The sequence below is a fragment of the Geobacter metallireducens GS-15 genome, from assembly GCF_000012925.1.
Taxonomy (GTDB): Bacteria; Desulfobacterota; Desulfuromonadia; order Geobacterales; family Geobacteraceae; genus Geobacter; species Geobacter metallireducens.
Genome location: NC_007517.1, coordinates 3,864,371 through 3,881,636, shown reverse-complemented (window position 1 = coordinate 3,881,636; position 17,266 = coordinate 3,864,371). Strand labels below are relative to the sequence as shown.

Below are 17,266 nucleotides of genomic sequence, written 5' to 3'. Positions count from 1 at the left end.
CCCTCAAATGGTCGCTGAACGGTCATTCCTTTTCCCTGGTCAATGAAGGGATGAAGCTCTGGCGCAATTACGAGGAATATCTGACTTCGGGGATTTTGCGGACTCAACCTTCATAACGGAGACGGGCATGAAAAGGTTAGTGATCTTGATGGGGATGGTTCTTCTGCCGCATGGAGTCTTTGCAGAGGCTGGCGTGCCGGCCTTCGCCCTTTCCCGGGTGATTGATTTCGCCCTGGAGAACGAGCCGAAGCTTTCGGTCTTGGGCAAGGATATCGAGGCGGCAAAACACACCGTCGACGCCGCCAAGGGGGGGAGGTGGCCAAGGCTCGATCTGGAGGCAGGCATCACGCGCTACCGCTATGCCGCTCCCATCACCCCTATCTCCGGGGCCCCGCAGAATGGCGGAGGATTCCCCCCCTTCGACAAAGACATCTACGATGCGTCGCTGACCCTGAAGCTTCCCATCTACCGGGGGGGACGCCTGGTGAAAAACGTGGAGATTGCGGAGATCAACCGGCTGATTGCGGAGCGGGCCCTTCATCAGGGGAGACAGGAGCTGGTCTTCAACGTCACGAGCGTCTACTGCAAGATCCTGGAGCTGGAGGAGCTCCTCAAGGCCCACGAGCAGAATGTGCGGCAACTCGAAGAGCACCGGCGAGTCACCGAGCAGTTTGTCAAGGCCGGGAGCGCGGCGCGGGTGGACCTCATGAAGACCGACGTGGAGCTCGCCCATGGCCGTCAGCAGGTCCTGGCGACGCAAAACGCCGGCGCTGCCGCCTATGCGCTGCTGCGCTCCCTCATGGGGGTGGACGAAAGCTACCCGCGATTCACCGTGGCCGAAGAGCCTTTCCCTGAAAAGGGGTATCCGCCTGAAGAAAAAGCGGTCGAGGTCGCCCTGCGGCAGCGTCCCGACTACCTGAAGGTAAAGGCGCGGACGGAACTTTTCCAGGCACGGCTCGACCTCGCCAGGGGGAAACGCCTCCCATCCGTGGATGTGGCGGGGGAGTACGGGGAAAGGGCGGGGGATTCCTTGTCGTTCAAGGAGAACTGGAACATCGGTCTTCGGCTCTCCTACCCCCTCTTTGACGGCGGGATAACCAGAGCGGAGATCAAAAAGGGGATGGTGGAGCTGGAGCGGACCGGCGAAGAGCTCCGTGCCGTGCGGCTTTCGATCGTCCGGGAGGTGAGGGAGGCGTATCTTGCCGTCGCCGACGCGGAGAAGAGGCTTGCCGTGGCGCGGGAGGCGATCTCCTCGGCGGAAGAGAACCTGCGGGTAGAGCAGTTGAAGTATGAAACCGGGGTCGGGACGACGAGGGACGTGATCGACGCCCAGACGGCGCTCCTGCGGGCAACGACCGACCGGCACCAGGCCTCCTACGACTTGGCGGCGGCGAAGGCGGCCCTGGACAAGGCCTTGGGGAGCAACGCATACGGGGAGGTGGCCTCACGATGAAAAGGAAACTGATACTTCTAATACTTGTGGTCGTCATTGCGGGTGTTGCCGCCTTCTTCCTGCTGAATCGGAAAAAGGACGATACCGGTATCCTGCTAAGCTCCGGAAACGTGGAGGTGACCGAGGTGGATCTCGGCTTCAAGGTTCCCGGGAGGGTGGAGAGGCTCCTGACCGACGAGGGGAGGAAAGTGGTAGCGGGGGAGGCCGTGGCGGTGCTCGACCGCTCGGAACTCCTGCGCCAGATGGAAGCGCAGCGGGCCGTCATCGACGCCAGCAGCGCCCGGCTCCTGGAACTGCAGCACGGCTCCCGCCCCCAGGAAAAAAGGAGCGCTCGGGCCATGGTCGCATCGGCATCGGCTGATCTGGAAAAGGCTGTAAAGGACCTCGAACGGGCCGAGACCCTCTTCAGAAACGGCGCCATCGCCGCCCAGCAGCGGGACGTCGCCAAGCGTTCCTTCGAGGTGGCAAAGGCCCAGCAAGATCATGCCGTGCAGAACGAGAGCCTGGTAAAGGAAGGACCGCGCCTGGAGACGATCAGGGCGACGGAGGCCCAGGTGCGGCAGGCCGGGGCACAGCTCGGGGTCTACCGGGAGCAGCTGGCGGACATGGAGCTGAAAACGCCGGTAAAGGGGGTGGTCCTGCGGAAAAACGTGGAAGCGGGTGAAACCGTTACCGCCGGGACCCCCATCTTCACTGTGGGGGAACTGGAGCACCCCTGGGTGAAGATCTATGTGAAGGAGGACAAGCTGGGGCTCGTGAAGCTCGGCCAGAAGGCCGAGGTGACGGTCGACACCTATCCCGGCAGGAAGTTCGCGGGGGTGGTGACCTACATCTCCTCCGAGGCGGAATTCACTCCCAAGAACGTGCAGACCCAGGAAGAACGGGTGAAGCTCGTCTTCGGGGTCAAGGTGAGCGTGGACAACCCGAACCAGGAGCTGAAGCCCGGCATGCCGGCCGATGTCAGGATCGTGACCGGGGACCGGGAATCGGGGACCAGGAAATGAACCCGGTCATCCGTACCGACAACCTCACCAAGGGCTTCGGCCCGCTGACTGCCGTGGACGGCCTGACCCTGGAGATCGGCAAAGGGGAACTGTTCGGCCTGGTGGGTCCGGACGGCGCCGGCAAGACCACTACCATGCGCCTTCTGACCGCCATCATGGAGCCTTCGTCCGGCGAGGCATGGGTGGCCGGGCATTCGGTCCGGACAGAAGGAGAGCGGATCAAGGAGCGGATCGGCTACATGTCCCAGAGATTCGGCCTCTACGAAGAGCTGACCGTCATGGAAAACATCACCTTCTACGCCGACCTCTACGAGGTTCCGAAACGGGAGCGGCCGCCGCGCTTCGAGCGGCTTCTCGGCTTCTCCAACCTCACCCCCTTCAGGGACCGGCTGGCGGGAAAGCTCTCCGGCGGCATGAAGCAGAAGCTGGGGCTTGCCTGCGCCCTCATCCACACCCCGGAGATCCTCTTTCTCGATGAGCCAACCAACGGGGTCGATCCGGTCTCCCGGCGGGACTTCTGGCGAATCCTCTACGATCTCCTGAAGGAGGGGATCACCATCTTCGTCTCCACCGCCTACCTGGACGAGGCGGAGCGCTGCACGAGAGTCGGCCTCATGCACCGGGGGAGAATCCTGGTCGACGACACCCCGGCGCGGATCAAGGGTTCCCTCGGCTTCCCGATGGTGGAGCTCTGGACCGGCGAGGCAAGGCTGGCGGAGGAGATCGTGCGGGGAACCGACGGAGTGCGGAGCGTGAGCATCTACGGCGACAAGCTCCACGTCTCCCTGGAGCGGAGCGGGATCGAGGAGCTGGTGGCCGGGAGGCTGAAGGGGGAGGGAATCGAGGTGAAGGGGCACCGGCCGATCCTCCCATCCCTGGAGGATGTCTTCATCGCCATGGTGGAGGGGAAATGAACGGAAACGGTACGGCAGTGGAGTTTGGGGGGCTGACCCGGGTCTTCGGCGACTTTACCGCCGTGGATCACATCAGCCTCACGGTCCGCAAGGGGGAGATCTTCGGCTTTCTCGGCCCCAACGGCGCCGGAAAGTCCACCACCATCAAGATGCTCTGCGGCCTCCTCACTCCAACGGCCGGCAAGGGGATGGTGGGGGGCTTCGACATCATGGGGGAAGCGGAGGAGATCAAGAAGACCATCGGCTACATGTCCCAGAAGTTCTCCCTCTACGACGACCTCACCGTTGAGGAGAACATCAACTTTTTCAGCGGGATCTACCGGGTGCCGAGGGAGAAGAAGCGGGAGCGGAAGGAGTGGGTCTTGGAGATGGCGGGGATCGCCGGCAAGCGGGGCGCCCTCACGCGGACCCTCTCCGGCGGGTTCAAGCAGCGGCTGGCGTTGGGCTGCGCCATCCTCCACGAGCCCCCCATCATCTTTCTCGACGAGCCGACCTCCGGGGTCGACCCCATCTCCCGGCGCAACTTCTGGCGGCTCATCTACGACATGGCAAGGGAGGGGAAGACCATCTTCGTCACCACCCACTATATGGACGAGGCGGAGTACTGCGACCGGCTCGCCCTCATCTACCGGGGACGGATCATTGCCGAGGGAATGCCCGGCACCCTGAAGGAGCGGCACATGGCCCGGGATGTCCTGGAGATCGAGGTGGAGGGGGTGGTGGAGGCGCTGGAACTCCTCGACAGTCACGGCATTGACGCGGCCATCTTCGGCAGTGTCCTCCATGCCACCGTGGAAAACGCGGCCGACGATATCCCGCGAATCAGGGAGGCCCTTGCCGGGGGGGGGATCGGGGCCGTGCGGATCGAGAAGATCGTGCCGTCGCTGGAGGATGTGTTCGTGACGTTGATCGAGACGTCGTGAACAATGCTTGCAAAGTCCCCCTTTAAAAAAGGGGGGAGCAAAGGACTATCGCCATGAAACTCTCTCGCATCCGCGCCATAGCCAAGAAAGAGCTGATCCAGGTTATCCGCGACCCCCTGAGCCTCGCCATGGCGTTTCTCATGCCGGTGATCCTCCTCTTCATCTTCGGCTACGCCATCACCATGGACGTGAACAACCTGCGCACCGTGGTCTACGACCTGGACCGAAGCTCCCTGAGCCGGGAGCTCGTGTCCCAGTTCCGGGAGTCGGGGTATTTCACCATTGTCGCCACCCTGGAGCAAGGCGGCGACATCGACGCCGCCCTGGACGCGAACCGGGGACAGGTGGCGCTCTGGATCCCGGAGGATTTCTCCGAGAACCTTCGGCGGGGGAAAAGCGCCCCGCTCCAGGTGGTGGTGGACGGAAGCGATTCCAACACCGCCACCATCGCCCTGGGCTACGTGGAGGCGGTTGCGGAGCGCTTCAGTCAGCGGACTTCGGGAGGGCTCGCGACCCCCACCATCGATCCCCGGGTGCGGGTCTGGTACAACCCGGAGCTGAAGTCCCGCAACTACATCATTCCCGGCCTCATCGCGGTGATCATGGCGGTCATCGCCGCCCTTCTCACCTCCCTCACCATCGCCCGGGAGTGGGAGCGGGGGACCATGGAGCAGTTGATCGCCACCCCGGTAAAGCCCACCGAGCTGATCGCCGGAAAGCTCATCCCCTACTTTTTCATCGGTTTCATCGACGTGGCCCTCTCGGTGGCCATGGCGACGCTCATCTTCGACGTTCCGTTGCGGGGGAGCCTCCTTCTTCTCGCCCTCCTCTCCTCGCTCTTCCTCTTCGGCGGACTCTCCCTGGGAATTCTCATCTCCGTGGTCGCCAGGTCCCAGCTTGTGGCGAGCCAGATCGCCATGGTGGTGAGCTTTCTCCCCGCCTTCCTCCTCTCCGGGTTCATGTACGCCATCGCCAACATGCCGACGCCGCTGCGGAACGTGACCCGGGTCATCCCGGCCCGCTACTTCGTCTCGATCCTCAAGGGGATCTTCCTCAAGGGGAGCACCCTCCGGCTCCTGGCGGCGGAAACCGCCCTCCTCGCCCTCTTCGGCGTGGTGGTCTTCATCCTGTCGGTCAGAAAATTCAGGAAAAGGATCGTGTGAGATGTTCGAACGGATAAGAGAGATGGTAATCAAGGAGTTCAGCCAGGTCTTCCGGGACCGGCGGATGAAGGCGATCATCTTCGTCACCCCCATCCTGCAGCTCCTCATGTTCGGCTACGCGGTCACTACAGATGTCAAGAATATCACCACCGCCGTTTACGACCTGGACCGCTCATATGAAAGCAGGGAGCTTGCCCGAAGACTTGAATCCTCGGGCTACTTCACCATCACCTCCACCCCTGCTTCGCCGGAGGAGCTGGGGGAACTCATCGACCGGGGGAAGGTCCTCGCTGCGGTGCAGGTGAACCGCGGGTTCGGCCGCGACCTGGCGCGGGGGATCCCCACGGAGGTGCAGGTGATCGTGGACGGCACCGACTCGAACACCGCCTCTGTCGCCATGGACTACGCCACGCGGGTCATTGCCCGGTTCGGCAAGGATATGGGGAGCCGGGCGATGACCCGGCCCCTCGCGAAGACGGGGAGAGTCGATCTCCGCCCCCGTGCCTGGTACAACCCGGATCTTCGGAGCCGAAACTACAACGTCCCGGGGGTCATCGCCATCATCATCATGCTCACCTCTCTGCTGCTCACCGCCATGGCGGTGGTGCGGGAACGGGAGATCGGGACCATGGAGCAGCTCATGGTAACCCCCCTGAAACCGGTGGAGCTGATCCTGGGGAAGACCATCCCCTTCGCCGTCATCAGCTTCTTCGACATGGCACTGGTGACCACGGTCGGGGTCTTCTGGTTCGGCATCCCCATAAAGGGCTCCCTGCCGCTTCTCACCCTCGCCACCGGCATCTACCTCCTGTCGGTCCTCGGGATCGGGCTCTTCATCTCCACCATCTCCCGGACGCAGCAGCAGGCCCTCATGGCCACCTTTCTCTTCTACATCCCGGCGGTGCTCCTCTCCGGCTTCATGTTCCCCATCGAGAACATGCCGGAGGCGATCCAGTACGGCACCTTCCTCAATCCGCTCCGCTACTTCCTGGTCATCATCCGGGGGATCTTCCTGAAGGGAAACGGCATCGGCGTCCTCTGGCCCCAATTGGCCGCGCTCCTGGCCCTGGGGGTGGCGGTCATGTCCCTGAGTGCCCTGCGGTTCCGCAAGAGACTCGGCTGAGATGGAGGTGTCCGTGGCGATGAACGCGACGGGAAAAGGGGACGGTTTTTGACCTCGGTCAAGGAATTACAAGTCGGTACCGGGTATATAAGTGTAGAATAAAACATGGCAATTTAATGAAAGGGCAACACGCGACCATGAAATTTTCGCATGTACCCATACAGGCCGTGGCCATGGTGATGGTGGTGCTTCACCTGTTCCTCTTCCCCCTGGTCCACGCCCACGGCCTTGCGTTCGTCGAGCCTGGCGGGCCCCACGCCTCGGATATCGTCTGCCTTGCCACCGATGCTGACGCCGGCCATGACTCCACGGAGGACGCCGGCCATGACTCCACGGGGGACCATCACGGCAGCTCCGGCATCTGCCATCCGGACACCCCTTTTGTCGTCACGCATAGTCAATCCCATGCCGTAACGCAGCTCATCGTGGAACTCTCCCCTTCCTATGCCGGCAGACTCCTCCTCGGCTATCCCCGGCCCCTGTATATCCCCCCGAGGAATGCTGCCTGACCATGGGCGCCCGGAAAACCATGCGGGCGTGATTACTTCAAACTCAGAAATCAAAGAACAGGAGACAGATAACCATGAACACGAAAAATATACTCTCTATCAAAACGGCGGGAATCGCGGCAGCCATCGCCCTCTCCCTCGCGCTTCCCCAATTCGCCTCGGCCCATTGCGATACCCTCGACGGGCCGGTCGTTCAGGACGCGCGGAAGGCCATCGAAGCCAAGGATATTACCCCGGTCCTGAAATGGGTACGGCCGACGGATGAACATACGGTAAAGAGTGCTTTCAACGCGGTGCTGGCCGCCAAGGGGAAGAATGCCGAGGCTGCGGAGACACGGTTTTTCACGACCCTCGTCAAGGTCCATCGGGCCGGCGAGGGAGCACCGTTCACCGGCCTGAAGCCCGCCGGAGCGGTGGAGCCCGCCGTCGCCGAGGCGGACAAGGCCCTGGTCGGCGGTTCTGCCGACGCCTTGGTGAAACTGGTCAGCGACGATGTTGCGGCGGGGATCAGGAAACGCTACGAGCATGCCGCGGAGACCTACCGGCACAAGGATGAGAGTGTCGCCCAGGGGCGGGAGTTCGTGAAGGCGTATGTGGAGTTCACCCACTACGTCGAGCGGCTCCATACGGATGCCACCGGCGCGGGCGCCCACGGCGAGCACGGCGGAGACCCCCATGCCGAGCAGCACGGCGGCGCCGGGCATTCCCCGGTCGGGCACGGCGCGGCGGAGCACTGATCCATCGGGATGAACAGGGGAGGCGGGGCAGAGCCCCGCCTCCCATCACGACAATCGCTGTCATTGGTCAGCAAAGAGAGGAACACCCATGCGTCACGGTATCTACAACCTGATCCTGATTCTACTGTTGCTTGCCCCACTGCCGGCGCAGGCGATTCCCGCCATCACCTGCCATTGCTTCACCGACCGCTCCTACGATCCGGCGAGCCCCACGGTGGCCGATCCGTACTTCCTGGCCACCACCCAGAACTCGTTTTTCGCAACGGCGTTCAATGTGGAGAAAAAGACGATCGTGATGAAGAAGCAGCGGGGAACCTCTGCGGATGACCTCTGGGTAGCCTACTGGATCGCGTCCAAATCCCCGGCGTCGCCGGAGTCCCTCCTTGAGGCGAAGAAGTCCAGGGAATCGTGGAAGGATGTCGTGGCATCCCAGGGGATATCCCCCGGCGTCCTCGGCCCCCGGTTCTCCGGCACCCTTGCCGCGAAGGCCCCGGCAGCGCGCCTTGCCGGCGCAGTGGTCGACGAGCTGCTCCTTCGGTACCGGTTGCTGAACGATGGGGAACTGGCGGGAATGCACAAGGATGGCGCTTCCAACCAGGAGTTGATCATTGCCTCCGTCATTGCCCGGAAGACGAAACAACCGGCCCCACAACTCTACCACGAGGTCAAAAGCGGAAAGAAAAGCTGGGGAGCGCTCCTCCAGAATGCGAAGATCGATGCGACCGACATGCAAGGGGAGATCTCGGACCTGCTGAAGGCACAGCCGCGGTGATGGCACTGGCGGCCCCAATCGGGTAATTCATTCAGACAATTTGGGGGGCGTATGGTATCCTGAAGCGCTTGAACAAAGCCACTAGTTTAAGGATGCCTATGTATTCCGGACAATTCCTTGCTGTCATATCCGCGGCGCTCTTCGGCATTTCTCCTGTCTTATGCAAGCTGGTGATAGGTGAAATGTCGCCCGCCCTGTTGGCAGGCCTTCTCTATTTAGGGTCGGGGATCGGACTGCACATCCTGCTGTTGTTTCAGGGGAAAAAATCAATCGAGGAGGTAAAGCGGCTATCCCCGAAGAAGCGGCTTGCTTTGCTTGGTTCGATACTCTCCGGCGGTGTTGTCGCTCCGCTCTTTCTTGCCTACGGCATTAAATTCGGCACCGCTTCAGAGGTTTCTCTCCTATTGAATATTGAAACGGTGGCAACCACACTCATTGCGTGGTTTGTCTTCAGGGAGCATGTGGGCCTCGGCGTTTGGGGGGGCAAGGCGCTCATTCTTCTCGGTTCGGTATTTGTCATTCTTAAGAACGACGGTTCTCTTGCCTTTTCCTTTGCCGGACTGCTCGTCCTTCTGGCCTGTGCGTTCTGGGGGATCGACAACAACCTGACCCGTGACATCGAGGAGCTGCCGGCAACGGTTCTCGCCAGCATCAAAGGGTTTGGCGCCGGGGCGTTCAACACACTCCTGGCGCTCGCTCTCTCAACCGGAACGGCAACCGTCCCTCAGGTCGCCGGTTCGCTCCTGATCGGCGCCATGAGCTACGGCATGAGCCTGGTTCTGTTCGTCGAGGCGTTGCGGAGAATCGGTTCCGCCAGGACCAGCACCCTCTTTGCCATTGGCCCTTTCGTCGGGACGTTCCTCTCCGTTCTCATCCTCGGCGAACGCCCGCCAGCGACCTATTGGGTTGCCGCTTCACTCATGCTTGCGGGGATAGCGCTCCTCCAGCGGGAAATGCACGGCCACCCCCATACCCACGAGGAGCTTTCTCATTCCCACAAGCACCTGCATGATGAGCATCATCAACATGAGCACGCTGAAGGTGAGGGGACGGAGCCCCATGACCATCCCCACCTGCATGAGCCGCTCACCCATTCTCACGTTCACTGGCCCGATATCCACCACAGGCACAGCCACTGATCATGGATGGGGGCCTAAGGTTGCCGCGGGGAGGCCAACGTGAAGTAAAAGGTTGCCCCGTTGCCCGGAGAAGACTCAGCCCAGATATCTCCGCCGTGACGGTTGACGATCCGCTTGACTATTGCCAGGCCGATGCCGGTTCCCTCAAATTCTTCGCCGTTCAGCCGTTCGAAGACCTTGAAAAGCTTGTTCTGATAGGTCATGTCGAAGCCGACGCCATTGTCAAGCACAAAAAATACGTCCCTCTCCCCCTGTCGTTTCCTCCCGAAAGAAATGGCCGCCCGGCTGCTCCTTGCCGTGAATTTCCATGCGTTGCCGATCAGGTTCTGGACTACCATGTTCAACAGTGAAACATCCCCATGGGCAACCAATCCATCCTGGATTTCCACCTCCACCTGCCGGTCGGGCTCCGTTTCGCGGAGCATGACGGTTACGTCGCGGGCCAGTTGGCTCAGGTCGACCGTTTGAGGGTTTTTGAGGGTTCGCGGGATCCGCGAGAAGGAAAGGAGGTCGTCGATCAGCATTCCCATCTGTTTGCTGGCGGCATCGACCCGTTGCAGGCAGTTGATCCCAGCCATATCCAGATGGCCGCCATAATCCTCGCGGAGAATGTTGATATAGCCGTTGATGTGCCGTAACGGCGCCCGCAGGTCATGGGAGATGGAGTAGCTGAACGACTCCATCTCGCGGTTGGCCTGGATCAATTCCGCCGTTCGTTCCTGCACCCGCATTTCCAGGTCATCATTCAGGGCCAGGATCTCTGCTTCCGCCTCTTTCTGGGCAGTGATGTCAATGAAGCTTTCAAGAAAGTGCGGAATGCCGTGCACCATGACCCGCCCGACGGTTTTCAGCACCGGCACGATGTGACCGTCAGCCGCACGGAGCATCCGTTCGGAATTGTCGATTTTCAGGTTCTGCTCCTTCATGGGGCAGGCACCGGTGCAGTCGGGGTAGATGAACGAAAAACAGAGTTGGCCGAGGATGTCTTCACGCTTCAGCCCAAGGCTGCGGCACGCCGTTTCGTTCACGTCCGTGATCACATGGTCTTCCTCCCGGATCAGGAGGATGCCCGATTCGAGAGAGGAGAAGATGGTCTGCAACAACTCCCGATTCTCGGTGAGTTCGCGGTTTGTCGTGTGGAGATGGTCGAGGATGTGGGCGAAGGAATCCACCAGGATGCCCAAGGGGTCCACGTCGATCAAGGTGTTGTCGTCGAGTTCTTCCTGGCGGAGCGGCCGGGTGCCCATGACCGTGAGCATCTGGTCGACCTTGCGGCGGATGTAGTCGGACTTGCTGGCGAGCCGGGCGCGGAGCCGGGCATTTTCCTCCTTGAGTTGCGCGAGCTCGGCCGCGGGGCCGTCAGGGACTCGAGCCGTTATCGTGCCGCTGGTTTGCGGTTGATGCTCACTCATTGCCGGACACCCTGATGGCATAGTAGCCGTCCCGGGGGGCCACCACAGCACAAAATCCCATGTTCTGCGCCGATTCGGGAATGGTGTGGGTCGAGTCGCGATTGGTGGTCAGGAACAGGAGGGCTACCTCGCCTTTGCGCAAGGCAGCAGCATGGCTGTTGATCTCCCGCAGGGCGATGAGCAGCGTGGACGGGCATATCTGGCCCCGGATGTCGTATTCGATAGTGTCGACAGCAGCGGATGTCATGATTGTATCTCCGGCAAAATGTAGGGCGACACGCTCAGCGCACTACCCATCTGGTTAGTATGCAAGCTCCGAGCCAGGCGCCCGGGAGGATTCCTGCCAGGAAAAAAATGCTGGAAAATGCAAGGATGGGCAGCCCCCCCAGAAAATGCCAGACATTACAGGCAGGAGCCATGCGCGAGGCGAGCCCCATCAGGATTCCCCCCACTGCCGCCGAAAGGTACTGCCGCCAGGGGGCGGGATGGCCAAGGGTGAATTCGCCAAGGGAGAGGGCGGAAACCGTGCTTCCCAGGATGATGCCGGCAATGAGCGGGAACTGGATCAGGGCAATACCGTCCAGGGCCGGCCCCGGCCCTCCGGTCAGCATCATGCCGGTCAGGGGATTTCGGCAGGAAAGGGGCTGGGAAGCAAAAAAACCGAGGTCCGCCACATGGTCCGGGAATACAAGCTGTTCACCCATGGCGCCGATTTTCGCGTAGGCGTTTGTGATCCCCAGCGGCATGCCGATCAGCAGATACGAGGCGAGGCTGACGCCGGCAAGCACGAGGGCCGCCTGCCACAGCTGCAGGGCTCCCTTGGCATAGAGCCTGCGTGACAACTGTCCGTGCCGGCACCAGAACGTGACTAGTCCGCCGAGGATGGCAACCGCCACGGCAATCAGGGGGGTCGGTGACAGACTGAAATATTGGGGAATGGTAATGCTTCCTGAGAAGAGGGTGGTTGCGGTCAGGAGGCTCTTCCAGAACGGATGGAACTCAGCGTACAGGGCGCTGCCGATGATCAGGCCGATGAAAGCAACGAGGCTGGGGCGGTTCCCTGCCCCCAGGCGGTAGAGGGTGCCGACGACACACCCCCCGGCCAGCACCATGCCGATCCCGAACAGCACCCCTCCCAAGGTACCGGCAAGCGACGCCGGACCGAGGAGGGGGAACGGATAGAGAGGCAGAAGACCCAGGAGTCGGGCACCTTCAAACAACACCATGGCCACGGCCAGGTAGAGGACCAGGGCGCGCAGCCTGGCCGTCGACCGGAAGAGGAACAGGTCCCGGAACATGCCGGCAATGCAGAAGTCAGCACGGTGCATGACAAAGCCGGCAATCAGCCCGAGCATCAAGCCAATTGCCGTCACTATGACCGTGGGCGAAACGAACATTACCGCCTCCCTTTGTGCCTGATGTTGCTTGATATTCCTTTTTCATACCACAGTTACGCCGTAGTGCGATGGAATTTCCACTTGCCGTCAGCCGGTGATGCCCGTATGAGAAGTCTGATAAGCGGCAATGGGCTGTGAAAAAAACATGCCCGCGACCGGTTGGACCAAATCCTGGTCCAAATCCCGGTGCGCGGGCAAATAGTGCAGTGTTTCAGGCTGGTTGGGGATAGGGCGTCGAGACCGCTATCCGGGCGAGGGATCGATTTGTTACATCATGCCGCCGCGCATTGGCGTCATGGGAGTAGTGTTGCTCCAGAAATAGCGGCTGCTCGTCATATTGCGGAACATGGCCGAATAGTTCACGAAGCCGCCAGTCGTTGGTATCGCTCCGATTTGTGACTGCATGGTTGTCATCATGGTTGTCATGAACGGACTGTTCGTGACATTTGCCGCGATCCCCGGCATATTGGCGTTAATCGTGGCCATCATACCGCGGTACCGGTTGACCTGCACACTGCTGCCGGTCATGACCAGATTCGCCTGTCCCCCCATCAGGCCCGCCATTTGTTGCGCGATTGAGTGCATGGTCTGGTAGGAAGCCCCATTTGTTCCCGACTGGGACTGTGCCATGTAATCAGCCATCACGTCGATACCCTCGGGCAGATTCATCTGGTTCCGGAGTTGCGTCATGGCGTCGGTCAGGGTCATGGCGGGATTGGCCGTCATTTTTTCTCTGACAAGCGTAGTCATGGGGCTTATGAATCCCGGATGCCCCGCGGGGGCGGACATGACATAGCCGTTCGCGACCGCGGTATTGGTGTCCTTGTCAATGGTCGTTCCGGCAATGGCGCGGACGACGACCGGGTACATGGAAGCATCGGCGGCCGATACCGTCATGCGGTATGCCCCGTTGGCATCAGTCGTCGTCTTTGGCTCACCGCTATCCCACTGGTAGTTGCCGTTCTTGTCCAGAAAGACCTCTGCCCCGATGAGATAACCATCAGCAACAGTGCCGCTGATTGCTGTCGTGGCCGGACTGCTGGAGCCTCCCCCACCACCGCATCCGGCAATGGTTACAGCCATGGGAATGAGAACCGCCACAATTACTCTCTTCATCGTGCCTTCCTCCCTTGTGCGCCTTATCGGCATTTAACTACTGTTTCCGTCAAGTATCCTACAGCACCTTTTGTATGAAAGTATATATATTTTGCGATTAATTTCCGCTTATGAGTCCTTCGTAACTATGCGATTCTTAGAGGGATTTTCGGTTTGAGGAACGGTGGTGTCAGTTCTGACTCCGTTCTCGCATCATTCCCGGGAGTTAGCCGGCGGTTGTTTCAGTCTGCCGGAGAAAAGGGGGCAAACTTGCTGTGCCACTCCCGCGCCACAACTCCAAAGGAGTTCTCCGCCGGCTCGCCCACTGCGGCCTTCTGAGTCCAGTGGTTCTGGGGGGCTGCTTGCCGGATAATAAAAAAGTCCGATTTTTCGGGGCTTTTTAGCCGGCATTGGACTGTGCCGGATTCTTGAATGGCGGAGAGATTCATACGATTGGCCAGTATGAAAAATATGTTTGACAAGTTTGCTGGAATCATATAGCTTAACGTTAAGCTATATGACATGGAAATAAAGAGGCTGAAAATGAAACATGCAAACAACTACACTGCCTATCGTGCTCTGAACAGTTACACCAAGCTGATGCGTGCGGCGGAGTCAGTGACCTCCCGCACTAGTCGGCCGATGGCGGCAGCAGGTCTGACCATCAGCCAGTTTGGCGTGCTGGAAGCTTTGTTGCACAAGGGACCATTGTGCCAGCGGGACATCGCGGCCAAGATCCTCAAGAGTACCGGCAACATCACCATGGTGATCGACAACCTGGAGAAACAGGGTCTGGTAAGGCGAGAGCGTGACATGGAAGACCGGCGCTATCTGACTGTCCATCTGACCGAAAAGGGGACAATACTCATTAATAAAGTGTTTGCGGATGTTGAGGCATCGATCGTTGCCGAAATGTCCACGCTTTCCGCTGATGAGCAGGAACAGCTGGGAAGTTTGTGCAAGAAACTGGGATTGAAAGGGGGAACCAGCCAAGCATAAAAAATTTGTCCAACTAGTTTAATGTCAAATTATCTGGCATCCAGCCAGGCATAACAACAGAAAAGGAGAAACAGTTCATGAAACGCATCATCGCATCAATCGCCACTATCGCCGCCCTGTCCCTTCCGGCCTTTGCCTTCGCCTCCACCTGGACTATCGACCCCGACCACTCCAATGTCGGTTTCAAAGTCCGTCACCTGATGGTGTCCAACGTGAAGGGGAATTTCGACAAGCATAGCGGTACCGTTGAAATCAATGACAAAGACATCACCAAGTCCAAGGTGAACGTCAGCATCGACACCGCTTCCATCAACACCAACGTGCAAAAGCGGGATGAGCATCTGCGCAGCGCCGATTTTTTCGATGTGGCCAAATATCCGACCATGACCTTCGTTTCGAAGAAAGTGGCCAAGAACGGCAAAGACAAGCTGAAAGTTACGGGAGACCTGACGTTGCACGGTGTTACCAAGCAGGTAGTGCTTAATGTGGAAGGGCCCACCAAGGAGAGCAAGGACCCGTGGGGGAATATCCGCAAAGGCGCCACCGCCGCCACCAAGATCAACCGCAAGGATTTCGGCCTGGTCTGGAATGCGGCCCTTGAAACCGGCGGAGTCGCCGTGGGCGATGAAATAGCCATTACCCTGGAAATCGAGATGATCAAGAAGTAAAGAGAATGGCTCTGGGCCGGGAGGGGGAGGGTTGACCGCACCCTCCCGGCCCAGAGCGGCTATCGCAGGAAGCATAGACTGACCCGGCAGTATCGTTTCTAAGGACAGATCGCTATGAAACAGGCCCAAGACATCAGCACTGCGCTCAACAGCCACCCGGTTCGCATTATCGAGCCTGGCAAACGCGCCCATGCCGCAGTGGCCCTGATTCTGGAGGAACAGCCAGACGGGCCGAACATCCTCTTCATCCAGCGGTCAACCGACGAATGCGATTACTGGTCTGGCCAGATCGGGTTCCCGGGAGGGAGGGCGGAACCCGGTGACAAGGGGCCGCAAGAGACTGCCGAGCGGGAGACGCGTGAAGAGATCGGCCTGGATCTTGGCACCGCAACGTATCTTGGACGGCTCAATGACCTTGTGCCCGGCGGCTTGCAGATCGTTATTTCGTGTTTCGTGTATGCGGTAGACCGACAGCCGATCCTGAATCTGGACAGAACGGAAATAGCCCGTGCCTTCTGGCTGTCGGTCCGTGAATTGAACAACCCTGCCCGCCTTACCCGGGTGGAATTTATCGGTCGGAGAAGGCAGAGGAGATTCCCCGCATTGCGACTCGGCGACGGGACGGAACAGCCGCTCTGGGGGATAACGTACCGGTTACTGCGCAATCTGGACAAGATACTCAGGGGTGCCGGCAAGCAGGTGCGGAGTACCTGCAAGGAGCAAAAACCATGATCACCCACTACTGTCCGGTTAATAGTTGAATAAGTTCAGTTGGTTGCGCTCAGGATAATCAGCATTTCGCTTGAGAGCCTCCGCAACCAGCGATGAAATGGGCTTTTTCTCGAACAAGTTGACCTCCAGAATCTGTAGAAAAGTGTAGAGCGAACACGGAACCCCCAACTTCTTTTTCGTGATCGCCACCAGCAGATAGATGCACAAGGCAACCCATATCTGGCTCTTCACGGCATTGACTGACGTTCCGATGAACGACTTGATCCGCAGGTGCTGTTTGATCCATTTGAAAAACAGCTCCACCTGCCAGCGCTGCTTGTAAATCGCAGCCACCGTCGCTGCCGGAATCTCGAAGTTGTTCGTGAGAAATACGAGTCGCTTGTTCCGTTCTTTGTCAACATAGCTGACCCGGCGCAGTTTCTCCGGATACCCCTTTTTCGACTTCTGCGTCACCAGGGTGATAATCTGGTCTGCCCGTACACCTGATTCCTTGTCCTTCGGATGGGAATATAACCGCTGGCATTTCAGGTTGTCCTTTGCCCGAACTACGAAGAATGCTCCCTGCTTGTGGATGGAGTGGAGCCGGGCAAAATCGACATACCCTCTGTCCATCGTGTAAATGGCATCCTTTGCAACCGGCAGATGGTCCAGCATCCTGACATCGTGGACCTTGCCAGTGGTAATAGTGACCCAGGTTGGAATGGGACCACGCAGATCAATGAGCGTATGCATCTTGACCGCCGCCTTGGTTTTGCGGAACTCGGCCCATGGGAACAGCGTAAGGCACAGGTCGATAGTGGTCGAGTCAAAGGCGTAGAGCGGTTGCGTAAGCTCAACGGCGATGGCATCAGCCTGGTACAGCTGCTGAGCTATGCCGATCAGTACATGACCGAAGTCTTGGAAGATACGCCAGTCCCTGCGCTCGTTCGCGTCGGCAAGGGTCGTGCGGGAGACATCACCACGAAAGCCGATGTGGTACAGCTTCTCCTGGTGGGAGTTCAGGCAGGTCTCGATATCCCGCAAGCTCTCACGGCCAGCCATCTGGGCATAAGCCAGGCAGAGGAACTGGTCATAGGTCGAGAACTTCTTCTCCCGATACTCGCCACGGTGTCGGCGAACGCAGAGATTGAATTCGTACCGGGGCAGAAACTGCAGAAGTTGTTTGAAAACGGTCGGACCGGTGTGCATTGCTCCCCTCCTGTAAAGGGAGGAAGGCTACACCCAGA

At 59.6% G+C, this 17,266-nt stretch carries 18 protein-coding genes; 13 read left to right on the top strand and 5 right to left on the bottom strand.

The features are described 5' to 3' along the window. Nucleotides 1–127 precede the first annotated feature (127 nt). The 10 genes from GMET_RS17375 to GMET_RS17330 all read left to right on the top strand — a co-directional run bounded on the left by GMET_RS17375 (nt 128) and on the right by GMET_RS17330 (nt 9,737). A complete protein-coding gene (locus GMET_RS17375; RefSeq protein ID WP_004513916.1) occupies nt 128–1,453 on the top strand; it encodes a TolC family protein in 1,326 nt (441 codons plus the stop codon). Further along, nucleotides 1,450–2,457 carry an HlyD family secretion protein gene (locus GMET_RS17370; RefSeq protein ID WP_004513915.1) on the top strand — a complete coding sequence of 336 codons (1,008 nt, stop codon included), beginning with the start codon at nt 1,450–1,452 and terminating at the stop codon, nt 2,455–2,457. Before GMET_RS17375 ends, GMET_RS17370 begins: the two co-directional genes overlap by 4 nt. Beyond that, nucleotides 2,454–3,371 carry an ABC transporter ATP-binding protein gene (locus GMET_RS17365; protein WP_004513914.1) on the top strand — a complete coding sequence of 306 codons (918 nt, stop codon included), beginning with the start codon at nt 2,454–2,456 and terminating at the stop codon, nt 3,369–3,371. Before GMET_RS17370 ends, GMET_RS17365 begins: the two co-directional genes overlap by 4 nt. Continuing rightward, nucleotides 3,368–4,294, top strand: a complete 927-nt coding sequence (locus GMET_RS17360) for an ABC transporter ATP-binding protein (RefSeq protein ID WP_004513913.1) — start codon at nt 3,368–3,370, stop codon at nt 4,292–4,294. The genes GMET_RS17365 and GMET_RS17360 overlap by 4 nt, the downstream gene beginning before the upstream one ends. Before the next feature lie 53 nt (nt 4,295–4,347). Next, nucleotides 4,348–5,457, top strand: a complete 1,110-nt coding sequence (locus tag GMET_RS17355) for an ABC transporter permease (protein ID WP_004513912.1) — start codon at nt 4,348–4,350, stop codon at nt 5,455–5,457. A 1-nt stretch (nt 5,458) separates the two neighbouring features. Further along, nucleotides 5,459–6,580 (top strand): ABC transporter permease, encoded by a 1,122-nt coding sequence (locus GMET_RS17350; protein WP_004513911.1) that lies wholly within the window; start codon nt 5,459–5,461, stop codon nt 6,578–6,580. A gap of 137 nt (nt 6,581–6,717) precedes the next feature. Then, nucleotides 6,718–7,089: a hypothetical protein gene (locus GMET_RS17345; protein WP_004513910.1), complete on the top strand. Its 372-nt coding sequence runs from the start codon at nt 6,718–6,720 to the stop codon at nt 7,087–7,089. Nucleotides 7,090–7,163: 74 nt separating this feature from the next. Further along, nucleotides 7,164–7,826, top strand: a complete 663-nt coding sequence (locus tag GMET_RS17340) for a DUF6448 family protein (protein ID WP_004513909.1) — start codon at nt 7,164–7,166, stop codon at nt 7,824–7,826. Between the two features lie 88 nt (nt 7,827–7,914). Further along, a complete protein-coding gene (locus GMET_RS17335; protein WP_004513908.1) occupies nt 7,915–8,598 on the top strand; it encodes a hypothetical protein in 684 nt (227 codons plus the stop codon). Nucleotides 8,599–8,696: 98 nt separating this feature from the next. Then, complete coding sequence (locus GMET_RS17330) at nt 8,697–9,737, top strand: DMT family transporter (RefSeq protein ID WP_004513907.1); 1,041 nt, start codon at nt 8,697–8,699, stop codon at nt 9,735–9,737. A gap of 14 nt (nt 9,738–9,751) precedes the next feature. Here the strand turns inward: GMET_RS17330 and GMET_RS17325 are convergent, their stop codons facing one another. The 4 genes from GMET_RS17325 to GMET_RS17310 all read right to left on the bottom strand — a co-directional run bounded on the left by GMET_RS17325 (nt 9,752) and on the right by GMET_RS17310 (nt 13,662). Beyond that, nucleotides 9,752–11,149 (bottom strand): sensor histidine kinase, encoded by a 1,398-nt coding sequence (locus tag GMET_RS17325; protein ID WP_004513906.1) that lies wholly within the window; start codon nt 11,147–11,149, stop codon nt 9,752–9,754. After that, nucleotides 11,142–11,396: a sulfurtransferase TusA family protein gene (locus GMET_RS17320; protein WP_004513905.1), complete on the bottom strand. Its 255-nt coding sequence runs from the start codon at nt 11,394–11,396 to the stop codon at nt 11,142–11,144. The genes GMET_RS17325 and GMET_RS17320 overlap by 8 nt, the downstream gene beginning before the upstream one ends. 34 nt (nt 11,397–11,430) lie before the next feature. After that, nucleotides 11,431–12,546 carry a YeeE/YedE family protein gene (locus GMET_RS17315; protein WP_004513904.1) on the bottom strand — a complete coding sequence of 372 codons (1,116 nt, stop codon included), beginning with the start codon at nt 12,544–12,546 and terminating at the stop codon, nt 11,431–11,433. Between the two features lie 267 nt (nt 12,547–12,813). Beyond that, a complete protein-coding gene (locus tag GMET_RS17310) occupies nt 12,814–13,662 on the bottom strand; it encodes a hypothetical protein (protein WP_004513903.1) in 849 nt (282 codons plus the stop codon). Nucleotides 13,663–14,163: 501 nt separating this feature from the next. Here GMET_RS17310 and GMET_RS17300 point away from each other — a divergent pair. From GMET_RS17300 to GMET_RS17290, 3 genes are all read left to right on the top strand, one after another. Further along, nucleotides 14,164–14,640, top strand: a complete 477-nt coding sequence (locus GMET_RS17300; RefSeq protein WP_337998865.1) for a MarR family winged helix-turn-helix transcriptional regulator — start codon at nt 14,164–14,166, stop codon at nt 14,638–14,640. Nucleotides 14,641–14,717: 77 nt separating this feature from the next. Beyond that, entirely contained in the window at nt 14,718–15,308 is a 591-nt protein-coding gene (locus tag GMET_RS17295; RefSeq protein WP_004513901.1) for a YceI family protein, read from the top strand. Nucleotides 15,309–15,422: 114 nt separating this feature from the next. Then, nucleotides 15,423–16,040 carry an NUDIX hydrolase gene (locus GMET_RS17290; protein ID WP_004513900.1) on the top strand — a complete coding sequence of 206 codons (618 nt, stop codon included), beginning with the start codon at nt 15,423–15,425 and terminating at the stop codon, nt 16,038–16,040. Between the two features lie 18 nt (nt 16,041–16,058). Here GMET_RS17290 and GMET_RS17285 read toward each other — a convergent pair whose 3' ends face one another. Continuing rightward, nucleotides 16,059–17,228, bottom strand: coding sequence for an IS4-like element ISGme2 family transposase (locus GMET_RS17285; RefSeq protein WP_004514806.1), 1,170 nt, complete (start codon nt 17,226–17,228; stop codon nt 16,059–16,061). Between the last annotated feature and the right edge of the window lie 38 nt (nt 17,229–17,266).